The organism is Streptosporangium sp. NPDC020145 (assembly GCF_040631275.1).
Lineage (GTDB): Bacteria > Actinomycetota > Actinomycetes > Streptosporangiales > Streptosporangiaceae > Streptosporangium.
Window position 1 is genome coordinate 19,812 of sequence record NZ_JBEXZT010000035.1, and the last position, 21,142, is coordinate 40,953.

General features: G+C 71.4%; 22 protein-coding genes. 8 read left to right on the top strand and 14 right to left on the bottom strand.

Going from position 1 to position 21,142, the window contains the following annotated elements:
- Nucleotides 1-44 precede the first annotated feature (44 nt).
- Nucleotides 45-647 (bottom strand): superoxide dismutase family protein, encoded by a 603-nt coding sequence (locus tag ABZ463_RS36920; protein ID WP_352013264.1) that lies wholly within the window; start codon nt 645-647, stop codon nt 45-47.
- Nucleotides 648-788: 141 nt separating this feature from the next.
- Complete coding sequence (lysA, locus tag ABZ463_RS36925; RefSeq protein ID WP_362783848.1) at nt 789-2,069, bottom strand: diaminopimelate decarboxylase; 1,281 nt, start codon at nt 2,067-2,069, stop codon at nt 789-791.
- Nucleotides 2,070-2,213: 144 nt separating this feature from the next.
- Here lysA and ABZ463_RS36930 point away from each other — a divergent pair, with 144 nt between their 5' ends.
- The 6 genes from ABZ463_RS36930 (at nt 2,214) to ABZ463_RS36955 (ending at nt 8,816) form a co-directional block, all read left to right on the top strand.
- Nucleotides 2,214-3,098 (top strand): ABC transporter substrate-binding protein, encoded by an 885-nt coding sequence (locus tag ABZ463_RS36930; RefSeq protein ID WP_352013266.1) that lies wholly within the window; start codon nt 2,214-2,216, stop codon nt 3,096-3,098.
- Nucleotides 3,089-4,027 (top strand): amino acid ABC transporter permease, encoded by a 939-nt coding sequence (locus ABZ463_RS36935; protein ID WP_362783852.1) that lies wholly within the window; start codon nt 3,089-3,091, stop codon nt 4,025-4,027. Before ABZ463_RS36930 ends, ABZ463_RS36935 begins: the two co-directional genes overlap by 10 nt.
- The gene (locus ABZ463_RS36940; protein WP_352013268.1) at nt 4,027-4,818 is read left to right on the top strand and encodes an amino acid ABC transporter ATP-binding protein; all 792 of its coding nucleotides are present in this window, start codon (nt 4,027-4,029) and stop codon (nt 4,816-4,818) included. The genes ABZ463_RS36935 and ABZ463_RS36940 overlap by 1 nt, the downstream gene beginning before the upstream one ends.
- Nucleotides 4,815-6,419 (top strand): D-aminoacylase, encoded by a 1,605-nt coding sequence (locus ABZ463_RS36945; RefSeq protein WP_362783855.1) that lies wholly within the window; start codon nt 4,815-4,817, stop codon nt 6,417-6,419. Before ABZ463_RS36940 ends, ABZ463_RS36945 begins: the two co-directional genes overlap by 4 nt.
- The gene (locus ABZ463_RS36950; protein ID WP_362783858.1) at nt 6,416-7,213 is read left to right on the top strand and encodes a serine hydrolase; all 798 of its coding nucleotides are present in this window, start codon (nt 6,416-6,418) and stop codon (nt 7,211-7,213) included. Before ABZ463_RS36945 ends, ABZ463_RS36950 begins: the two co-directional genes overlap by 4 nt.
- A 178-nt stretch (nt 7,214-7,391) precedes the next feature.
- The gene (locus tag ABZ463_RS36955; RefSeq protein ID WP_352013271.1) at nt 7,392-8,816 is read left to right on the top strand and encodes an amidase; all 1,425 of its coding nucleotides are present in this window, start codon (nt 7,392-7,394) and stop codon (nt 8,814-8,816) included.
- A 7-nt stretch (nt 8,817-8,823) separates the two neighbouring features.
- Here the strand turns inward: ABZ463_RS36955 and ABZ463_RS36960 are convergent, their stop codons facing one another.
- From ABZ463_RS36960 to ABZ463_RS37000, 9 genes are all read right to left on the bottom strand, one after another.
- Nucleotides 8,824-9,735, bottom strand: coding sequence for a LysR family transcriptional regulator (locus ABZ463_RS36960; RefSeq protein WP_362783861.1), 912 nt, complete (start codon nt 9,733-9,735; stop codon nt 8,824-8,826).
- 147 nt (nt 9,736-9,882) lie between these two features.
- Nucleotides 9,883-10,227: an RNA polymerase-binding protein RbpA gene (locus ABZ463_RS36965; RefSeq protein ID WP_352013273.1), complete on the bottom strand. Its 345-nt coding sequence runs from the start codon at nt 10,225-10,227 to the stop codon at nt 9,883-9,885.
- 135 nt (nt 10,228-10,362) lie between these two features.
- Entirely contained in the window at nt 10,363-11,709 is a 1,347-nt protein-coding gene (locus ABZ463_RS36970; protein WP_362783864.1) for an MFS transporter, read from the bottom strand.
- Between the two features lie 54 nt (nt 11,710-11,763).
- Complete coding sequence (locus ABZ463_RS36975; RefSeq protein WP_352013275.1) at nt 11,764-12,555, bottom strand: glycerophosphodiester phosphodiesterase; 792 nt, start codon at nt 12,553-12,555, stop codon at nt 11,764-11,766.
- Nucleotides 12,556-12,638: 83 nt separating this feature from the next.
- Entirely contained in the window at nt 12,639-13,211 is a 573-nt protein-coding gene (locus tag ABZ463_RS36980) for a TrmH family RNA methyltransferase (RefSeq protein WP_362783868.1), read from the bottom strand.
- 55 nt (nt 13,212-13,266) lie between these two features.
- Entirely contained in the window at nt 13,267-13,878 is a 612-nt protein-coding gene (locus ABZ463_RS36985) for a methyltransferase (RefSeq protein WP_362783870.1), read from the bottom strand.
- A gap of 32 nt (nt 13,879-13,910) precedes the next feature.
- Nucleotides 13,911-14,858 carry a VWA domain-containing protein gene (locus ABZ463_RS36990; protein WP_352013278.1) on the bottom strand — a complete coding sequence of 316 codons (948 nt, stop codon included), beginning with the start codon at nt 14,856-14,858 and terminating at the stop codon, nt 13,911-13,913.
- On the bottom strand, nt 14,855-15,814 hold the full coding sequence (locus ABZ463_RS36995) for a DUF58 domain-containing protein (protein WP_362783874.1): 960 nt from the start codon (nt 15,812-15,814) through the stop codon (nt 14,855-14,857). The genes ABZ463_RS36990 and ABZ463_RS36995 overlap by 4 nt, the downstream gene beginning before the upstream one ends.
- On the bottom strand, nt 15,811-16,815 hold the full coding sequence (locus ABZ463_RS37000) for a MoxR family ATPase (protein WP_362783877.1): 1,005 nt from the start codon (nt 16,813-16,815) through the stop codon (nt 15,811-15,813). The genes ABZ463_RS36995 and ABZ463_RS37000 overlap by 4 nt, the downstream gene beginning before the upstream one ends.
- A gap of 117 nt (nt 16,816-16,932) precedes the next feature.
- On the opposite strand from ABZ463_RS37000, the gene ABZ463_RS37005 reads away from it, so the two are divergent.
- Nucleotides 16,933-17,697 (top strand): hypothetical protein, encoded by a 765-nt coding sequence (locus ABZ463_RS37005; protein ID WP_352013281.1) that lies wholly within the window; start codon nt 16,933-16,935, stop codon nt 17,695-17,697.
- 35 nt (nt 17,698-17,732) lie between these two features.
- Here ABZ463_RS37005 and ABZ463_RS37010 read toward each other — a convergent pair whose 3' ends face one another.
- Together ABZ463_RS37010 and ABZ463_RS37015 are read right to left on the bottom strand one after the other, a co-directional pair.
- Nucleotides 17,733-18,374, bottom strand: a complete 642-nt coding sequence (locus ABZ463_RS37010; RefSeq protein WP_362783880.1) for a response regulator transcription factor — start codon at nt 18,372-18,374, stop codon at nt 17,733-17,735.
- 353 nt (nt 18,375-18,727) lie between these two features.
- The gene (locus ABZ463_RS37015) at nt 18,728-19,009 is read right to left on the bottom strand and encodes a hypothetical protein (RefSeq protein WP_352013283.1); all 282 of its coding nucleotides are present in this window, start codon (nt 19,007-19,009) and stop codon (nt 18,728-18,730) included.
- A 714-nt stretch (nt 19,010-19,723) separates the two neighbouring features.
- Here ABZ463_RS37015 and ABZ463_RS37020 point away from each other — a divergent pair.
- Entirely contained in the window at nt 19,724-19,996 is a 273-nt protein-coding gene (locus ABZ463_RS37020; RefSeq protein WP_352013284.1) for a WhiB family transcriptional regulator, read from the top strand.
- 27 nt (nt 19,997-20,023) lie between these two features.
- Here ABZ463_RS37020 and ABZ463_RS37025 read toward each other — a convergent pair whose 3' ends face one another.
- Nucleotides 20,024-21,007: a DUF72 domain-containing protein gene (locus ABZ463_RS37025; protein ID WP_362783884.1), complete on the bottom strand. Its 984-nt coding sequence runs from the start codon at nt 21,005-21,007 to the stop codon at nt 20,024-20,026.
- Nucleotides 21,008-21,142: the final 135 nt, after the last annotated feature.

A 21,142-nucleotide genomic window follows, 5' to 3' on the forward strand; every position in this document is an offset into this window, starting at 1 on the left:
CCCTCCCAGGCCCGGTCCCGGCGAGGACCGGGCCGGGGAACGGGTCAGCGCCCGGTGATCACGCCGCAGCCGATCCGCCCGCCCGCGTCACCGGTCTTGAGCGTCGCCTCGTCCGGCCCCGTCTTGCCGTTGGCGTCGGCGTAACGGGAGGGGATGTTGGCGAGGTTGTCGGGCAGGCCGTGGACGATGACCGCGCTGCCGTCCTTGTCGAGGAGCTGGCCGACCCGGAAGCGGTCGGTCACCACCGACGCGTTCCCGGTGCCGTCCGCGCCGACCAGCAGGGCGGGCAGGTCGCCCGTGTGGTCGCCGTGGCCGCCGGTGCCGAGGTTGAAGTGGCCGCCCGCGCTGAAGAAGGGGCTGCCGGTCGCCGGATCGGTCGACTTGGGGTCGCAGATCCCGGCGGTGTGGATGTGGAAACCGTGGTAGCCGGGGGTCAGGCCCTTGACGGCCACGGTCACCCTGGACTTGCCGTAGCGTTCGTGGTCGATCCTGAGGGTGCCGACGGCCGCCCCCTCGGCGTTCTTGATCACGGTGTACGCCTGGTATCCGGAGTGGCCTGACGCCGATTCGGCCGCCGCCGCGGCGCCGACGGAGACGACGCCGGCGCCGAGGGCCACGATCAGGGCCAGATGGGTCTTGCGTAACATGGCAGACCTCCCTTGGGTCCGTGCTGGGTTGTCCGTGAGCGGTCTTTCAGGGAAATCCTTCTGCACGCTACGGTGCCGACGCCGTATCTGGCCGGATTCGGCCGGTAACGGGCACCCAGAGCACGGTGAGGGCCGGGAGGCTCAGACGTACAGCCGCAGGAGGTCCTCCTCGGTCTCCCTGCGCACGATCACCCGGGCGGACCCGTCGCGGACCGCGACCACGGGCGGGCGCGTCACGTGGTTGTAGTTGCTGGCCATCGAGCGTTGGTAGGCGCCGGAGGCGGGGACGGCGAGCAGGTCGCCCGGCCGGACGTCGGCGGGCAGCGGCAGGTCGCGGACCAGGACGTCCCCGCTCTCGCAGTGCTTGCCGACCACGGCGACCTCCCGGGCGGGGGCCGAGGAGGAGCGGGAGGCCAGGACCGCGGTGTAGGCGGCGCCGTACATGGCGGGGCGGGGGTTGTCGCTCATCCCGCCGTCCACGCTGACGTAGGTGCGGGCGCCGGGGATCTCCTTGACCGTGCCGACCTCGTACAGCGCGACGGCGCTCGGCCCGGCGATGGAGCGGCCGGGCTCGACGGCCAGCCGCACGTGGGCCGGTACGGCCTCGCGCACCGCGGCGATCACCTCGGCGGGACGCGGGGGGAGCGGGTCGCCGGGCCGGTGGACGATGCCCAGGCCGCCCCCGAGGTCGAGCTTGGGGATCGTCACGCCGTTCTCGTCCTCCATGGTCCGCAGGAAGGCGGCCATCCGGCGCGAGGCCAGGGTGAACCCCGCCAGGTCGGTGATCTGCGAGCCGATGTGGGAGTGCAGCCCGGCCAGTTCGAGCGACGGCTCGGCCAGGACCCGGCGGACGGCCTCGGCCGCGAGCCCGGCGCGCAGTGAGAAGCCGAACTTGGAGTCGTCGCCGCCGGTGGCGATGAACTCGTGGGTGTGCGCCTCGACCCCGGGGGTGACGCGGATCATGACGCTCTGCCGTACCCCCGCCTCGGCGGCGACGGCGGCCAGGCGCCCGATCTCGGCGAAGGAGTCGACGACCACGCAGCCGACCCGCCAGGAGACGGCGCGGAGCAGTTCGGCCGGGGACTTGTTGTTGCCGTGGAAGACCACCCGTGCCGGGTCCATGCCGCCGGCCACGGCCACCGCGAGCTCGCCTCCGGTGCACACGTCGAGGCAGAGCCCGGCCGTGTCGAGCCAGCGCACCACCTCGGGGCAGAGGAAGGCCTTGCCGCCGTAGTGCACCTCCCCGTCGGGCAGCGCCCGGCGCCACTCGGCGCAGCGGGCCAGGAAGTCCTCCTCGTCGAGGACGTAGGCGGGGGTGCCGAACTCGGCGGCGAGCTCCCGCACGCCCACCCCGCCGATGTGGAGTTCCTCACCGGCCCACGTCGTGGTGCGCGGCCAGCCGTTCTCGATCACCAAGGTCATGGGGTCGAAGGTAGGGCTTTAAGGCATTTGTCCGGTCTGAGCATCGAAGTTTTCGATGCTCAGACTCGCAAGCATTCACCTGCATTGGGACCGTTACCTGCCGTCGGCAGCATAAGCTCAACTATTCGCAAAACAGGAGCTTAAATGACAAAAAGGACTTATTCCGTCATTGCTGCCGCCCTGATCGTCACGGCGCTCGCGGGCGGTTGCGGGCGCTCGGCGTCGGAGACGGACGCGAACACGGGCGCGGCCGCCGCGGCGGGCAAGACCGCCAAGGACCTGGTGCCCGAGGCCGTGCGCAAGACCGGTGAGCTGCGCATGGCGACCTCGGAGGGCTACCCCCCGATGGAGATGTACAAGGAGGGCACCCAGGAGCTCATCGGCGTCGACCCCGACCTCGCCGCCGCGATCGCCGCCAAGCTGGACCTGAAGATCAAGGTGACCAACGCCGCCTTCGACGGCCTGATCCCCGGCCTGCAGGCCAAGCGCTGGGACATCGTCATGTCCTCCATGAGCGACACCGAGGAGCGCCGCGCGGCCGTCGACTTCGTCGACTACTTCAACGCGGGCGGGGCCGTCATGGTCAAGAAGGGCAACCCCGAGGGCGTCAAGAACCTTGAGGACCTGTGCGGCCGCGTCGTCGTGCTCGCCAAGGGCAGCTCGAACCTCGCGATCGGGCAGCGGCAGAACGACAAGTGCGCCAAGAAGATGCAGATCATGCAGAGCGAGGACGCGCCGACCGGCCTGCTGAGCATCGACTCGGGCCGCGCGGTCGCCACCATCGTCGACTCGCCCGTCGCCGCCATGTACGCCAAGGAGACCGGCAAGTACGACGTGCTGCCCGAGCAGTACGACGCCGGCCCCTGGGGCATCGCGATCGACCGCAACAACGCGGGCCTGCGCGACGCCGTCGCCAAGGCCATGCAGGAGCTGCTGGCCGACGGCGGCTACAAGGAGGTCCTCGAAAGGTACGGCGTGACCTCCAACGCCGTGTCCGAGACGATGGTCAACACCAAGCCGTGGAAGTGACAGGCGCCCCCGAGGCGGCCACCGGCGCGCGGACGGCGCCCGAACCGCACCTGCCCATCGACGCGATCCGCCCGCCCAGGCCCGGCAGGTGGATCGCGGCGGTGGTCGCCGTCTTCGCCATGGTCTGGCTGCTCTACACGATCATCGTCAACGAGAACCTGCACTGGGACGTCATCGTCGAGTACCTGACCGACGGCAGGATCCTCGGCGGTCTGTGGGTCACCATCCAGCTCACCGTGCTGTCCATGGTGATCGGCCTGGCGCTGGGCGTTCTCGCCGCCGTGATGCAGCTGTCCGGCAGCCCCGTCCTGCGGGCCGCCTCCGGGCTGTACACCTGGTTCTTCCGCGGCACCCCGCTGCTGGTCCAGCTGATCTTCTGGTTCAACATCGGGCTGGTCTTCCCCTCCTTCGGCATCGGTGTGCCCTTCGACGGCCCCAAGCTGATCGAGTGGCAGGCCAACGAGCTGATCACGCCCTTCACCGCGGCGCTGCTCGGCCTGGCCATCAACGAGGGCGCCTACATGGCCGAGATCGTCAGGGCGGGCATCCGCTCGGTCGATCCGGGACAGCGTGAGGCCGCGGAGGCGCTCGGCATGTCGCACCGGCAGGTGCTGCGCCGGGTCGTGCTCCCGCAGGCGATGCGTGTGATCATCCCGCCGACCGGCAACCAGTTCATCTCGATGCTCAAGACCACCTCGATGGTCTCGGTCATCGCCGGAGCCGAGCTGCTGACCGTCTCCCAGCGCATCTACCTGGGCAACTTCGAGGTCATCGCGATGCTCATCGTGGCCTCCATCTGGTACATCGTGCTCACCACCATCGCGAGCGTCGGCCAGCACTTCATCGAGAAGCGGTTCGAGCGCGGCCACCACGCGCTGCAGACCAGGGTCCGCCGCAACCTGCGGCCCTTCGGCAAGGGGAGTGTGTGATGGCCGCGGCAGTCACCGGGAGCGCGTCCACGCGGCCCATGGTGCGGATCCGTTCGGTGCGCAAGTGCTTCGGCCCCGTCGAGGTGCTCAAGGGCATCAGCCTCGACGTGCCCGTCGGCGGCGTGGTCTGCGTCGTCGGCCCCTCCGGCTCGGGCAAGTCCACGCTGCTGCGCTGTGTCAACCGCCTGGAGACCATCGACTCGGGCCGCATCTGGGTCGACGGCGACCTGATCGGCTACACCGAGCGGGACGAACGCCTGCACCACCTGCGTCCCGCCCAGCTGTGCGCCCAGCGGCAGGACATCGGCATGGTCTTCCAGCGCTTCCACCTGTTCCCGCACCGCACGGCGCTGGAGAACGTCATGGAGGGCCCGGTCGTCGTCAAGGGCGTCCCCAGGGAGGCCGCCAGAAGACGGGCGATGGAACTGCTCGAACGGGTCGGCCTCGCCGAGCGGGCCACGCACTACCCGGCCCAGCTGTCCGGCGGCCAGCAGCAGCGCGTGGCGATCGCCCGCAGCCTGGCCATGGACCCCAAGCTCATGCTCTTCGACGAGCCGACGAGCGCCCTGGACCCCGAACTGGTCCAGGAGGTCCTGGCGGTCATGCGGGACCTGGCGGCCAGCGGCATGACGATGATGGTGGTGACCCACGAGATGGGCTTCGCCCGCGAGGTCGGCGACAACCTGGTCTTCATCGACGGCGGCGTCATCGTCGAGCAGGGTGACCCCCGGCAGGTGCTCGCCAACCCGGCCAACGACCGCTTCCGCGCCTTCCTCGGGCAGGTGTTGTGAACCACTTCGACCTGCTGCTGCGCGGCGGCCTCGTGATCGACGGGACGGACTCCCCGGACGCCGCGCGCCCGGCCGACGTCGGCGTCGCCGGCGGACGCCTCACCCTGCTTCCCCCGGGAGCCCCGGCCACCGCCGACGAGGTCGCCGACGTGACCGGCCTGGCCGTCGCCCCCGGCTTCATCGACGTGCACACCCACTCCGACGGCGTCACCCTGATCGACGGCGAGCTCGGCCGCGAGATGGTCATGGCCTCGGTGCTGCAGGGCGTGACCACCGAGATCTCCGGCAACTGCGGTTCGAGCCTGTTCCCCGCGCTGCCGGGACGGCTGGCCGCCATGGGCGCGGAGAACCGCGTCTACTTCGGCGGTGACGTCGGCATGTACGAGGGGTTCGCGGAGTTCGGCGCCGCGCACGCCGCCGTGCCGAGGGCCAACCACCTGGCCTCCCTGGTCGGGCACGGCACGCTGCGCAGCGGGGTGATGGGCCCCGTCGACCGGGCGGCGACCCCCGAGGAGCTTGAGGCCATGTGCCTGCTGCTCGACCGGGCGCTGACCGCCGGGGCGGCAGGGCTCTCCACCGGGCTGATCTACACCCCCGGCACCTACGCGGGCACGGACGAGGTCGTCGCGCTCGCGGCCGTCGCGGCCCGGCACGGCAAGCCGTACGTCACCCATCTGCGCGACGAGATGTCCCGGGTGGAGGAGGCGCTTGAGGAGGCCGTCGAGATCGCCGCCAGGAGCGGCGCCCCGCTGCACGTCTCCCACCACAAGACGGCGGGAAAGTACGCATGGGGCCGTACGGAGCGCACCCTCCCCAGAATCTCCACTCTTCGTGCAGACGGGATGGATGTGACATGTGACGTCTATCCCTATACTGCGGGGAGTACGGCGCTGGGCGCGATGCTTCCGCCATGGGCTTCCGAGGGCGGGATCTCCGCGCTGACGGCACGCCTGGCCGACCCCGGCCAGCGCGACCTGATGCGCCTTGCCATCGCCGAAGGTGTCCCCGGATGGGAGAACACCGTCGGCAACGGAGGTTGGGATCGCATCTCGATCGCCTGTGCGCCGCGCCACTCCGAAACGGAGGGGCTCACGATCGCCGAGCTGGCCGTCACCCGCGGCCAGGACCCCCTCGACGTGGCCGCCGCCCTGCTCGTCGCCGAGCAGGGCGAGGTCACGATCATCAGCCACTCCATGGTCGAGGAGGACGTACGGCGGGTGCTCGCGGCGCCGTACTCGATGATCGGCTCAGACGGCGTGCCCAAGCCGGGCGGTCGTCCCCACCCCCGCTGGGCCGGGACCTTCCCCCGGGTGCTCGGCCACTACGCCAGGGACCTGGGGCTGCTCAGCCTGGAGACGGCCGTGCACAAGATGACCGGCATGGCCGCGGCCAGGTTCGGCCTGCGGGGGCGCGGTGTGATCGCCGACGGCGCCCACGCCGACCTGGTCGTCTTCGACCCCGCCACGATCGCCGACCACGCGACCTTCACCGACCCGCTCCTGCCGCCGGCCGGGGTGCACCGGGTGGTCGTCGCCGGGCGGACCGTGGTCCGCGACGGCGCGGAGACCGGCGCCAGGCCGGGAAGGGTGCTGGCCGCATGAGCGCCGAGGTGGTGGACCAGGAGGGACCGGGCACCCTCGCGGTCTCGGTGCCCGGGCTGCTCGCCCTCCGGGAGGACACCGAGATGGTCCTCGCCAGCGCGGGCAAACTGCTGCTGCTGGCCGTGACCGCCCGGCGGATCGTCTCGGGGGAGCTCGACCCCGCCGAACCGGTGGAACTGCGCCAGGAGGACCGCTGCGGCGGCTCGGGGCTGCTCGGCCTGTTGTCGGCCCCCTCCTGGACGGTCGCCGACCTGGCCGTGCTCGTGGCCTCGGTGAGCGACAACACCGCGACCAACGCGCTGCTGCGCCGCGTCGGCCTGGAGGAGGTGGCGCGCGGCGCCGCCGAACTGGGCTTCGTCCGGACCCGTGTCCTCGACCGCATCCGCGAGCCCCGGCTGCCCTCGCACCCGCCCACCTTCGCCGTCGGCACGGCGGGTGAGCTGGCCGCGTTCGCGGCAGGGCTCGACGGGCGCACGGAGTGGACCCGGCTCATGCTGCGCTGGATGGCGCACAACGGCGACCGGAGCCTGGTCCCGGCCCTGCTGCCGCACGAGGCCGAGGACCGTGAGGTTCCCCAGGTGCCTGCGCGGGGGATGGTGTGGGTGGCCAACAAGACAGGAACCGACACCGGGGTGCGGACCGACGTCGGGGTGATGATCGGCCCCGGCGGCAGGATCGGCTACGCCGTGCTGGCCAACGGTCCCGCCGGGAGCGAGCACGCCCTGGTCCGGCGCGTCCGCGAGGCGGGCCTGCGCGTCGGAGCCCTGGCCGGGCTCACCGGACAGGACTCCTGAGGCCCCGTACGGCGGGCGGCTCCTCCGTCCGCCGTACGGGCAGGGAACCCCGGCTATTTGTCGCTCTTCGCCAGAAAAGCCCAGGAAACAGTGGAAATCCATCGCTGGAACGCGCTAACACTGTTCGAAGGCAGGAGCGGGACGACATGACACGGGCCCGCCGACGGGAGGAACGCCAGTGGAGCTCCACGAGTACGCACGTCACGACGCCGTCGGGCTGCGGGACCTGATCGCGGCGGGCGAGGTGACGGCGGCCGAGGTCGAACAGGCCGCCAGAAGGGCGCTGGAGGCGGCCGACGCCGAACTCAACGCCCTGGCCCTGCCGCCGTTCTCCCCGGCGCTCGACCACGCGGCGGACGGGCCGCTCGCGGGCGTGCCCTTCCTGATCAAGGACAGCGGGCCGATGGCGCGGGGCGTGCCGTCCTTCCTGGGCAGCAGGGGCCTGGAGACGGTCCCCGGCCACGACAGCGAGCTGATGACCCGGCTGCGGGCCGCGGGCCTGGTCACCCTGGGCCTGACCACCGTGCCGGAGATGGTGGTCAGCTTCTCCACCGAGTCGCTCAAGCACGGGCCGACCCGCAACCCCTGGGACCTGGAACGCGGCGTCGGCGGATCGAGCGGCGGCGCCGCCGCCCTGGTCGCCGCGGGCGCCGTGCCCCTCGCGCACGGCACGGACGGCGCGGGCTCCATCCGTGTCCCCGCCTCCTGCTGCGGCCTGGTCGGGCTCAAGCCCAGCCGGGGCCGTGTCTCCAGCGGCCCCGACGCCGCCGAGGTGACGTTCGGGATGTCCTGCGACTTCGGGCTGACCCGCACCGTCAGGGACGCCGCCGCCCTGCTCGACGCCGTCCACGGCCCCGCCGCGGGCGACAAGTACACCGCGCCGCCCCCGGCCAGGCGCTACACCGAGGAGATCGGCGCGGACCCCGGCAGGCTGCGGATCGCCGTCACCACCACGGCCTGGTCGGGCGCCGCGGTCGACCCCGAGGTGGCCGCCGCGGCGGTCGCGACCGGCAGGACCCTGGAGGGAATGGGCCACCTCGTCACCGAGGCGAGCCCCGAGGTCGACTGGGACCTCGTGATCGGCGGCGTCGTGCCGGTCGCCGTCGCCTGCGTCGCCTCGGCCGCGGCCCCGGGAACGACCCCTGGGACGCCCCCTGACCCCGAACGGTTCGAGGCGGTCACCAGGCACGCCCTCGACGTCGCCGGAGACCTCGGCGCCCTCGACCTGATGGGCGCCCTCGCCGCGCAGAACCGGATCAGCCGCTCCGTCGGCGCCTTCTTCACCGGGCACGACCTCCTCATCACCCCCACCCTGGGGCAGCTGCCCGCGCCGCACGGAACCCTGCGCTACGACGACCCCGGCCACACCATGACCAGCTGGCACGAGAGCCTCTTCGAGTACGGCCCCTTCACGGTGGTGTTCAACATCGCCGGGCTGCCGGCCGTCAGCCTGCCGCTCGGCTGGAGCCGGGACGGGCTGCCGATCGGCGTGCAGCTGGTCGCGCCGTACGGCCGTGAGGACCTGCTGCTGCGGCTGGCCTCCCACCTGGAGGAGGCCCTGCCCTGGCGGGGCCGGGTCCCCGGCGTCTTCACCGGCGCCTGAGCCGCGCTCAGCGCAGGGCGTTGCGGATCTGGGCCGAGGCGTCGCGCAGATAGTCGATGAAGGACCGCAGCGCCGGGTTGGGGTTGGTCGGCCGGACCGCCGCCCCGATCCTGCGGTAGAGCCTCGGGCCGTCCAGGCGGCACACCTGGATGCCCGAGGCGCCCTGCGCGCCGAGACTGGGCACGAGGGCGACCCCCAGCCCGGCCCTGACCAGCCCCAGCGTCACCTCGTAATGGTCGCTGCGGCAGCGGATCGTCGGGTTGAACCCCTCAAGGGCGCTGGCCCGCTCAAGGACCGAGACCGGGGTGTCGGTGCCGTAGGTGGTGATCCACGGCTCATCGGCCAGGTCCGCCAGCCGTACCCGCGGGCGCTGGCCCGCCGGGTGGCCGAGCGGTACGACCAGCAGTTGCGGCTCGTCGAACAGGTGGGTGACCTCGACCCCCTCCGGGGCCTTCCACGGGTCGAGGGCGTGCTCGAAGACCACCAGCACGTCCAGGGCGCCGCGCTCCAGGTCGGGCAGCAGCTCGTGCGGCTGGCCGAGCACCAGGTCCAGCTCGACGGCGGGATGACGGGCGGTGAAGGTCGACAGCGCCAGCGGCAGCAGCCGGTATCCGGCGGAGGCGAAGAACCCGATCCGCAGCTGGCCCGCGTCGGCCCTGGCCTGGGCCAGCAGGTCCTTCTCCGCCGCCTCGATGATGTCCAGGACCTCCTGGGCCCTGGTCGCCAGCCGCCGTCCCGCCCCGGTCAGCCGCAGGCTCTGCGCGCCCCGCTCGACCAGGCCGACACCCGCCTCCTCCTCCAGCTTCGACAGCTGGTGGGACACGGCGGACGGCGAGAGCCGCAGGACACGCGCTGCCCCGGCTATGCTCCCGGTCCTGAAGACCTCAAGGAGCACCCGCAGGCGTTGACTGCTCAGCACGTTTTCAGTATCGGCGCAGGCAGGGGGTGCCGAGCACGGGGCGCAAGGACCGGAAGGTGAGACGAGAAGGTGAGAAAAAAGGGCGGAGACGCCGACCCCCGGCTCCTCGACCGAGGAACCGGGGGGACGCGAAGGGCGCTGGCCGGGTCAGGCGCTCTTGCGGCGCTGTGCGCGCAGGATGGCCAGGCGCTCGTTGAGGACCTCCTCCAGATCCTCGATGGTGCGGCGCTCAAGTAGCATGTCCCAGTGGGTCCGCGGGGGCTTTACCTTCTTGGTCTCCGGCAGTTCTCCGTCCACCCGTAGCGCCGTCGCACCGCACATCCGGCACTCCCAGGTCGCCGGGATCTCCGCCTCGGCGGCGAGGGGAACGTCGAATCGATGGCCCTTCGGGCAGGTGTAGGACACCTCCTGGCGCGGGGCCAGATCGGTGTTGCGGTCGTTCTCGTAGCTGGTCGCCCCGAGTCGGGTACCGCGTAGCGCACGCTCGCCCATGTCTCAATGCCTCCTGAGGGCCCCGTCGTGAGGGGTTCGTCTCCCACGGCGTACAACGCTTGATACCGTGTGTGGATTCCCACACCCGGGGTGATCCAATCGCGCCTTCTTGACCCGGTCTGCGGCGAGAGCCGTTCAGATGCGCTCCGGCACCTTGTTTCCGGCGGCCCTGATCGCCCTCGGCAGGTTGATCGCTCCCAGCGCCACCAGGCCGACCAGGAAGAACACCAGCAACGACAGCACGCCGAGCCGGTAGCTGTCGGTCAGCTGCAGGGCCACGCCCAGGGCGAAGGAACCGAGAAACGTCGAACCCTTGTCGCTGATCTCGTAGAGGCTGTAGTACTCGGCCTCCTTGCCCGCCGGGATCACATGGGAGAACAACGAACGCGACAGGGCCTGGGTGCCGCCCATCACGATCGCGATCGCGAAGGCCAGCGCGAAGAACGGCAGCGCCGAGCCCCTCGGCAGGAAGTAGGCCACGCCGACCACGGCCATCCAGGCGACCAGCGCGCTCATCACGACCCGCTTGGCCCCGTAGGAGGAGGCCAGCCTGCCCAGCAGCAGGGCGCCGCCGAAGGCGACGAACTGCACCATCAGGATCGCCGCGATCCGCGAGGTCTGGCTCAGCCCCAGCTCCTTGTCGGCGTAGGTGGCCGAGAAGGAGATGACGGTCTGCACGCCGTCGTTGTAGATCAGGTAGGCCACCAGGAAGGCCAGCGTCAGCGGATACCTGCGCAGCTCCGCGAGCGTACGGCCCAGCTGCCTGAAACTGCCCGTGACGACCGTGCCGTGCGCCCCGGCCGCCGATCCCGGGTTGCGCAGCCTCAGCATCGGGATGATCGTGAACCCCGCCCACCACAGGCCCGCCGAGGCCAGGCAGATGCGCACGGCGTCGGTCTCGGAGACGCCGAGGGTCTCGTGCCCCAGGAAGAGCGCCAGGTTGAGGGCCAGCAGCAGGCCGCCGCCGAGGTAGCCGAAGCCCCAGCCGCGCGCCGAGACCCGGTCGCGTTCGTCGGCGGTCGAGATCTCCGGCAGGAACGAGTTGTAGACGACGAACGCCGTCGAGAACCCCAGGCTGGCCACGATGAACAGCACCCCGCCCAGCAGGTATCTCCCGTCGGAGACGAACCACATGCCGACCGTGGCCCCGGCGCCGACGTAGGCGAACAACCCCATGAGCTCCTTCTTGCGCCCGGTGTGGTCGGCCAGGGCCCCGGCCACGGGCATCAGGATGATCTGCAGGACGGCCGCCGCCCCGACCACGAAGGAGTAGTAGGCGCTGGGCCGTACGTCGAACCAGAGCACCGGCACGTACGGCCTGCCCCCGGCGGCGTTCTCGGCGATCGTCGTCAGATAGGGGCCGAGGAAGACGGTCAGCACGGTGGAGTTGAAGGCGGAGTTCGCCCAGTCGTAGAAGTACCAGCCGCGCTGCTGCCTGCGGCGGGCGAGGGGGGATTCCTCGACGGCCTGTCCTGCGGTCATGGGCGTCCTTTGCTCACGGGGGGACGGGGGGTCGTGCGCTCACGGAGAGAGGGGTCAGGCGGCGCCGGGGTGCCACTGCCCTCGGGCCTGGAGCACCTCGCGCAGGCCGGAGATGTTGTCGGTCATCACACCGTCCACCCCAAGGTCGAGCAGGCGCTCCATCTCCCGGGGGTCGTTGACGGTCCACACGTGGATCTGCATGCCGAGGGCGTGCGCGGTGCGCACCAGCGCGGGCGTGGTGACGCGCAGCCCGCGAAAGCCCAGCGGGACCTGCGCGCACGGCACGCCCGCGCGGGCCAGCCGGGCCAGCAGGCGGCCGTAGCCCGACGTGGTGGCCGCGGCGCGCAGGGCCGCCACCCCGCGCGGCCCCAGGGAGGAGCAGACCGGCCTGCCGACGGCGGCGCGGGCGCGGGCGAGCCGCTCGTCGGAGAAGGACGTCAGGCAGACCCTGTCGTAGGCGCCGGTCCGCCTGATCGCCTCGGCCAGCGGGGCGATGGCCGAGGCCTCCTTGACGTCGATGTTGAAGCGCGCCTCGGGCCAGGAGCCCAGCAGGTCGTCCATGAGCGGGATCTCGTCGACGCCGTCGATCCGCGCCTGACGCACCAGCCGGTACGGCAACTCGGCGATGCGGCCCCGCCGGTCGGTCACCCGGTCCAGGGTGTGGTCGTGGAAGGCCAGCAGCACCCCGTCCGAGGTGGCGTGCGCGTCGGTCTCCAGGTAGGTGTATCCGAGCTCGACGGCGCGGGCGAACGCGGCGTGGGTGTTCTCCCGGCCCTCGGCCGCCCCGCCCCGGTGGGCGAAGGCGAGCGGGCCGGGATGGTCGAGGAAGGCGTAACGGGGCTGCACGTGCAGGAGTATGCCCGTTACGGGCACGGCCCGTCATCGCCGGAAGCTGAACGTTCGGGAACCACCCGCCTCCGGCGGGCCGCTCACTGCCCTCCGGTCACCTCGCCCCCGGCCGGGAGGCCGGCCCACTCCCTGCGGCGCACCTCGGCGACCGCGATGGCGGTCGCGACCGCCACGTTGAGCGAGCCGACCCGGCCGACCTGCGGGATGTAGCAGACGGCGTCGGCGGCCTCAAGCAGCGCGGGGGAGCAGCCGTGGTCCTCCCCGCCGACCACCAGGCACACGTCACCGTCCAGCTTGGCCTCGTGCAGCGGTACGGCGTCGCCGGTCAGCTCGATCGCGACCACCGTGAACCCCTCGGCCCTGGCCGCCCGCACCGCCTCCGCCGAGGGGACCGGCTCCTCCCAGGCGACCAGGCGGTCGGTGCCGAGGGCGGTCTTCTGCGCCTTCGGGTTGGTCGGGGGAGTGGCGTTGCCCGCCAGCCAGATCCGGTCCACACCGAACGCGGCGGCCGTACGGAAGATGGAGCCGATGTTGAACGGGCCGGTCACCGACTCGACGATCAGGGCCAGGCGTCCCCCGGTGTTCCTGCGCCAGGTGCGGTTGAGCCGCTTGACGTCGGTCGGCCGCAGCTGCCTGCGCGGGTTGGCGGTCATCGGTCGTTCACCGTTCCTCGTCCGTTGTCGTTCTTCGTCTCGCCCATCGGCCCGCTCACCGCTCCTGGTCCGCGGGGCGGGCGCCGACCCGGAGGATCCGGTAGGAGGAGCGGGAGGCGGCGCGCTCGGCGGGCCAGCCCTGATCGTTCAGCCAGCGCTGCAGGGAGTCGGAGCCCAGGTGCTTCTGGACGACCAGATGGGCCTGGCCGTCCGGGGTCAGCCGGGACAGCCAGCGGGCCAGCATCTCGTGCAGCGCGGCCTTGCCGATGCGGATCGCCGGGTTGGACCAGATGGCGGAGAAGCGCACCTCGGAGGGGACCTCGTCGACGTGCACCGACCTTACTTTGTCAAGGGCGGCGGTCCGGGCGTTCCTCGCACACAGCTCGACCGACCTGCGGTTGACGTCCACGGCCCACACGGTCGCCTCAGGCGCGCGTGAGGCCATCGTCAGCGCGATCGGCCCGTAACCGCAGCCCAGGTCGAGCAGGTCGCCCGTCGCGGGCGGGGCGGGCACGCTCTCCAGCAGGATGCGGGTCCCCTGGTCGACCCGCTCGGGGGAGAAGACCCCGCTGTCGGTCTCAAGTCTCAGGTGCAGGTCGGGGAGCACGAGCGTGACCGAGCCCGGGCGGCTGGCGGTCTGGGGACGCTCCTCGAAGTAGTGGGCCACGTCGTAGAACGTTACCAACGGTGGGGACCCGGTCAGGGCAGCCGTGATCCCAGCAGCCCCGCCGTCACGGCCACCAGCAGCCCGGTCACGATCGCCGCGACCACGAACCACTGGCTGACCTCCTGGTTGACCGTGCGGTAGCCCAGCGAGGTGCCGATCTGCTCGTACACCTCCCGCAGCTGGCTGCCCGACTCCGCCTCGTAGGCCCGTCCCGAGGTGCCCTCGGACAGGGACTGCAGGGTGGTCTTGTTGACCGGCACGTTCACGTCGCGGCCGTCGATCGAGACGGTGCCCTCCTGGGTGCCGTAGGCGATGGTCGAGACCGGCACGCGCGCGTTCATCGCGGCGTCGATGGCGTCGCCGACCGAGCGGCCCGAGGTGTTGTCGCCGTCGGACAGCAGCACGATCGCCGCGGGCGGCGGGTCGGTGACGGCCTGCTGGTCGAAGGAGCGCAGGGAGTCGATCGAGCTGAAGACCGCCTCGCCGATGGCGGTGCCGGCCCTGGTGGTGAGGTTGCCGATGGAGGTGACGACGGCCTGGTGGTCGGTGGTGGGGGAGACCACGACCGAGGCCGAACGGGCGAAGGCGACGACGCCGACGTTGAAGCGCTCGGGCAGGTCCCTGACGAACCGCTGGGCCGCCTCCTTGGCGGCGCTCAGCCTGCTCGGCGGGACGTCGGCGGCCTCCATCGACAGCGAGACGTCCATCGCGATGATGATCGTGGCGCGGTCGCGCGGAACCCGTACGGAGTCCGCAGGCCGGGCGGCGCCGACGACCAGCAGGCCCATCATCAGCAGGAACAGCAGCGGAGCCAGGTGCCTGCGCCAGTCGGGTCCGGAGGGGGCGACCAGCGTCAGCAGCGGCAGGTTGGTGAAGCGCACCGCGTAGCGCCGCCGGGCGAACTGGGCGACCACATAGCCCGCGACGAGCAGCGCGAGCACCGCGAACAGCCACAGCCACGCCGGTGAGAGGAAGGTCATCTGGCCGCTCCGGGGACGATGGACCGGTGCGCCAGGTGGGCCGTGCGCCGCTGCCGCAGGACGAAGCGGGCGATGTCCGCCACCCAGTCGCGGTCGGTGCGCAGCACCAGGTGCGAGACCCCGCAGCGCCGCAGCGCCACCGCGGTGGCCTCCCGCTGGGCGGCGGCGGCCCGCGCGTAGGCCGCGCGGACCCTGCCGGTCAGGCGGATCCTGCGGGCGCGGCCCGTCTCCGGATCGGTCAGGGTGACCAGGCCGACCGGCGGCAGTTCGAGTTCACGCGGGTCGATCACCTCGACGGCCAGCACCTGGTGCCGGGCGGCCAGGCGGCGGATCGGCCGTTCCCAGGGCGGCTCGGCGCCGGGATCGAGGACCGGGGCGGCGTCGAGGAAGTCGGAGACCACCACCCGCAGGCCGCGCCGCCGCCGCGCCGAGGCCAGCACCTCGATCGCCTCGGCCAGGTCGGGGGCGTCCGCGACGGGACGGCCCCTGGGCGCCTGGGCCAGGGAGTTCAGCAGGCCGTACAGGGCGGGCCTGCCGCCTCTGGCGGGCATCCGGTGGACGTACTCGTCGTGCAGGACGTAGGCGCCGAACCGGTTGCCGATCCGGCTCGTCAGGAAGCCGATCGCACCGACCGCGGCGACCACCAGGTCCCTCTTCTCCATCGTGTCCGTGCCGAAGTCCATGCTGGGCGACAGGTCGGCCAGCGCCCAGGTCTCCAGCTCCCGGTCGGCGATCAGGTCGCGCACGTGCGGGACGGTCGTGCGGGCGGTCACCGCCCAGTCCATCCTGCGGATGTCGTCCTCACCGGGGACGTAGACCCTGCTGTCGCCGAACTCGCCGCCGGGGCCGGGCAGCAACCCCTGGTAGGAGCCGTGCAGCAGGCCGTCCAGGCGTCTGACGATGGTCAGTTCGAGCCGTCGCAGCGCCCGCTCCGAGGCGCCGGTGACGCCCGTCACCGTGAGTCCTGGTTCCACACGACCAGGGGCGGGGGCACGGCCGCCAGCACCCGCCCGACCACGTCATCGGGGTTCACCCCGTCGGCGAGGGCGTCGAAGGTGAGCATCAGGCGGTGGGACATCACGTCGGCGGCCACGTCGCGGACGTCGTCGGGCAGCAGGTAGTCGCGGCCCCGCAGCAGGGCCAGGCCGCGGCCTGCGGCGACCAGGCCGAGGGTGGCGCGGGGGCTGACCCCGATCTCGATGTCGTCGGCCAGCTCCGCCAGGCCGTACTCGGCGGGGGAGCGGGTGGCCATCACCAGCCGGACCACGTAGTCGGCGACCAGGTGGTGCACCGACACCTGTTCCGCGGCGGCCTGCAGCGCGATCAGCCGCGCCGGGTCGAGCACGGTCCTCGGCTCAGGCGGGGTCACGCTCATCCGGTGCAGGATCTCCAGCTCCTCGTGGGCGCTGGGGTGGGCGACCCGGATCCTGAACAGGAAACGGTCGCGCTGGACCTCGGGCAGCGGGTAGACGCCCTCGGACTCGATCGGGTTCTGGGTGGCCAGCACGATGAACGGCCTCGGCAGCCGGTGGGTGCGTCCCGCGAGCGTCACCTGGCGCTCGGCCATGACCTCAAGCAGCGCCGACTGCACCTTGGCCGGGGCGCGGTTGATCTCGTCGGCCAGCAGGAAGTTGACGAACACGGGCCCGAGCTCGACGTCGAACTCCTCGCGGGAGGGATGGTAGACCCGGGTTCCCACGATGTCGCTGGGCACCAGGTCGGGGGTGAACTGGATACGTGCGAAGTCACCGCCGACGACGGTGGCCAGCGTCGAGGCCGCCAGCGTCTTGGCCACCCCGGGCACGCCCTCCAGCAGGCAGTGGCCACGGGCGAGCAGGGCGACGAGCAGGCGTTCGACCATGTGCTCCTGGCCCACGATGACCCGCCGGACCTCGGCCAGGGCCTCGCGCAGCAGTCCGGCGTCGGTCTCGCTCGGCAGTTCTTCCGCGACGGTCATGTTGACATTCCACCAAATGAAGTGCCGGGTCGCACGGCTGGTCGGGTGCCCATTTCCCGTTCCTACCCACAACGCGGTGCCCGTGTGGACGAGGGGACGTCCGCGCCGTGTGCTTTCATGGCAGGCGTGGCCAGTCCGCTTCAGCACGGTGACCCGCCCCACCTGGGGCCCTTCGTGCTGCGGGCGCGGCTGGGGGTCGGTCCCGCCGGGCTGGTCTACCTCGGGCAGGGCTCCGACGGCAGGCAGGTCTCGGTCGCGGTGCTCACCAGGGGCGCCGCGCACGACCCCGCGGCCCGCGACCGCTTCGTCACCGGCATCCGCGAGGCGGCGGCGAGCCGTTCGGGGATGCGGGGCTGGATGGTCAGGGCGGCCCGCGGCCGTACGGCGGTCGCGGACACGATGCCCCAGGTTCTGGCGATGGACGGCGGAGACGCGCCGTGGGTGGCGACGCCGTACGAACCGGGCAGGGCGGGGGCGGAGCGCTTCCTCGAACCGGTGCTGGTGCGCGGCACACTGATCGGCGAGCGGCACGGCCCCGACTTCGCGCCGCACTGGGTGAGCGATCGATCGCCCGCGCTGCCCGCGCCGCCGGTCGGAGCGCCGCCGCCCGTCGAGACGCGTCGTTCCGTGCTTTTCGCCACGGCCACGCTCGCCGTGCTGCTGGTGCTGCTGGCCGTGATGCTGCTGGTGCTGCTGCGCAGGCAGGAGGAGGGGGCGCCGCCGCCGAGGCCGCGCCCGCAGACGACGTTCGTGCCGACTCCGCCGCCGGTTCCCGCGACGACCGAGCCGGGACAGCCGACCCCCTCGCCGTCCCCTTCGGAGAGCGGCGGTGGCAGGCCGGGGCCGGGGGAGGGCGACGAGGACGACGGTTCCCCCATCTGAGGCGTCCCGCCGGGTGGCTCACGGGGCCCGCGGTGTCACCTGGGGGAGACGAAGCCCGACTCGTAGGCGGCGATGACGGCCTGGGGGCGTTCGCGGGCGTCGAGTTTGGACAGCACGTCGCTCACGTGCGTCCTGATCACGTCCGTGCCGACGGCCAGTTCCACGGCGATCTCACCGTTCGACAGGCCGCGTGCCATCAGGCGCAGGACGTCCGCCTCGCGTTCGGTGAGCCTGCCGATGCCGGGGACGGTCCTGCCGTCGCCGTGCAGGGCGGCGAGGGTGCGTACGGCGGAGGGGAAGAGCAGGCGGTCTCCGGCGGCCACGGTCCTGATCGCCTGGACGAGTTCGTCGGGGCGGGTCCGTCTGAGCAGGAAGCCGCTCACCCCGGCTCGCAGCGCCTCGTAGACGAGGTCGTCGTTGCCGAAGGTGGTGATCACGATGATCTTGGGGGGTTCGGGCGGGGAGAGCAGGTGCCGGACGGCCTGGACGCCGTCCACCGCGGGCATCCGCACGTCCATGAGCACCACGTCGGGGCGCAGTTCGCGTGCGGCGGTCAGGGCCCCGGCGCCGTCGGCCGCCTCGCCGACCACGGTGAGCCCGGGTTCGGAGTCGATGATGATCCGCAGCCCCGTGCGGGTCAGGTCCTCGTCGTCGGCGATCACCACGCGCAGGGTCATGGCCATGACCATACAGACCGCGCCCGCAGGGGCCCGCCCCGCATCGTTGGAGGTCTTTCCCGGGCCGCTGCTGTAGGGAAAGGGCAGGGCTCATCGGTGATTTACGAGCTTGCCAGGAATTGCGAGGAAAGCCGGGCTATCGCCTTTTGGTGTGGCATGCCCGTCAAGTCTCAAGTTTGAGAAGTGACATGAAAAGGCGTGCCGCGCCCGGTTTGTCGTGCTTGGGGCATGAAAAACCCCTGACGAGAAAAGCGCTGGCCAGTCACTCTTCGCGTCAGGGGTTGGTGCTACGTGAGAATCCTCGTGCCTCTATGACGGTGCCCGCTGTGCACATGAGCGGCCGTCACAGGCGCCTAGTTGTTGTTGCTGCTAGGGCTGAGGATGGGGATGTTGACGTCGCACAGGTTCAGGCCGAGGCCGAGGCCCAGGAGCAGGCCGAGACCCTGGTTGTTGGTGGAGCAGGTGGTCTCGCTGCTGGTGACGTCGACGTCCTGGTCGTGGCCGACGTGGAACGGCGGCACGTGGTAGGGCGACGGGAAGGGGTCGGTAGCAGCGGAGGCCGCGGTGGCCTGCGTCATGGCGGCGACAGCCAGGGCGCTTGCGACGGCCGCGCCGACGATAACGCGACGGATCATGGTATTCCTCCATGGAGACTAATGGGAAATTCTGGGCGAATCAGCGTGAGTGCCTTTCGGCTCCCTGCGGATCGCCAGGGACAATGATTGTGCATCGAGGGTCTGGATTTCAACGTTGTCGAGCAACTGGAAAGTAAAGTACTGAGGGTTTATCTCAAAAAATAGAATATGATCGTTTTGGTCCTTTGGGGACGACAGCGATATGTCATCGATGGCGCTTTTTTCTGTCTCCGGTGTATCTGGTGCTGACATGTCGTAAAAGCGCGACAAACGAGCCCTTTGCGGGAATTGGTGCACGGATATTTCCCGACACTTCCGACGAGATCGACCACGTCGATCGCGTCAGGCGGCGTCCCGCACGCCGTGCGAGGCCGGAGATCGTGGCCCGCTCCGGCTGGGAGACGGGTGGAACGTGACCTGTGCCATATCCATGTCGTGGCCGTGTCGTGGTCGTACGGCAGGGCCGACGGGTGTCCTGAGGGAGTTCGGCGGACGGCCCGGGAGGGCCGCCGGCCTCCGGCGGCCGTCATCGGCGGGCGGGAAGGAGCGCGGAGGTTCGGAGATCGTGCCCCTGACGGGCGGCTTCTCAGGGAAATCCGAGGTCAAGACGCCCCGATTTTTCCCCCGAAAAGGTATGAATGTACTTCCTGCGGGCACGCGATCCAGAAGCCGAGCCGCCAACCGTCGAGCTTCCTCACCGTCATTGGATCGCCTATGTCTCTTCAGGGCAACGTCATCCCCATCATCCACTGGTCGCGCCGTTCTCTCTGTCTCACCGAGGACCCCGAACTCTTCTTCCCCGTCTCCACGGAGGGGCCGGGGCGGGAGCAGTACGAGCAGGCCAAGGCCGTGTGCCGCCGCTGCCCGGTGCAGCACCGCTGCCTGGAGTACGCCCTGAACACCCACCAGATGTACGGGGTGTGGGGTGGGACGAGTCCCGACGAGCGCAGGGCGGCGATGACGGCGCCCAGACGCGGGGCCAGGTGACGGATCACGGGAACGGGGCCGTACCCCTCAGCGGGGGCGGCGCCGCGCGGCGGGGTGGGTGAGGACCCCGGCGCGGAAGGAGGGCGCGGCGTCCCCGGCCTGCCGTGACTCCTCGATCAGGGCGGCCAGCCGGGCGGCGGTGCGCTGCGAGGCGTCACCGCAGCAGACGTTGGTGAGCACGTGGGTCGTCTCCGCGCTCCGGGAGAGCGCGAGGATCCGGGAGGCCCACCGCCTGAGCTCGGTCTCGGTGTACCGGTAGGAGAAACGCTCCTCGACGTTCCCGCCCACCCACCGCGACGAGTGGCCGTGCAGGCGGACCACGGCGAGGTCGGAGGTCACGGCCGTCACCGGAGGGATCGAGGAGGGGTGGCCCTGGGGCATGTCGACGCACACGTAGGGGATGTCGTGCTCGGCGAGGAAACCCAGGGTCGCGGCGCGGCCGGCCCCCTCCATCCAGGTCCGGTTGCGGAACTCGACACAGATCCGCATCGGCGCGCATCGGCGGGCGCATTCGAGGACGCGCCGCCTGCCGTGCTCCCCGGCGGGCAGCCACGGCGGGAACTGGAACAGCAGGGCGCCCAGCTTGCCCGCCTCGTGCAGCGGGGTGAGCGCGCCGAGGAAGCGCCGCCAGACCTCCTCGGCGATCCGCGGGCCGACGCCGTCCAGATAGAGGCGCTCCGGTACCTCGCCGAGCGTGTCCCGCAGGTCCTTGTAGAGCGCCTCGGGGCGGGTCGGATGACCGGTGAGCAGGGAGAACGCCTTGACGTTGAAGACGAAGCCCGCCGGGGTGCGGTCCCGCCAGGCCTGTACGGTCCGCAGTGACGGCGGGTGGTAGTAGGTGGAGTCGACCTCCACGATCGGGAACCGCGAGGCGTACCAGGCCAGTCGCGCGGCCGGGGTCGAGGCCTCCTCGGGATACCAGCCCGACTCCAGCAGCGACCTGTCCGTCCAGGAGGCCGTACCGACCAGAATCCGGCCCGGGCGGGCCGTCCGGTGGATGGCGTGTGTCATGTCCCGCCCCTGCCCCCGCGCCGGCTCCTCTCACCCGTGAGCCGACCGTGAGCCGACCGTGAACCACCCGCCCGCCGTTCGAACGCCGTCCGGGAGGCCCTCTGTGCGACCGGTTTACCGAAGTTTCCAGCTTTA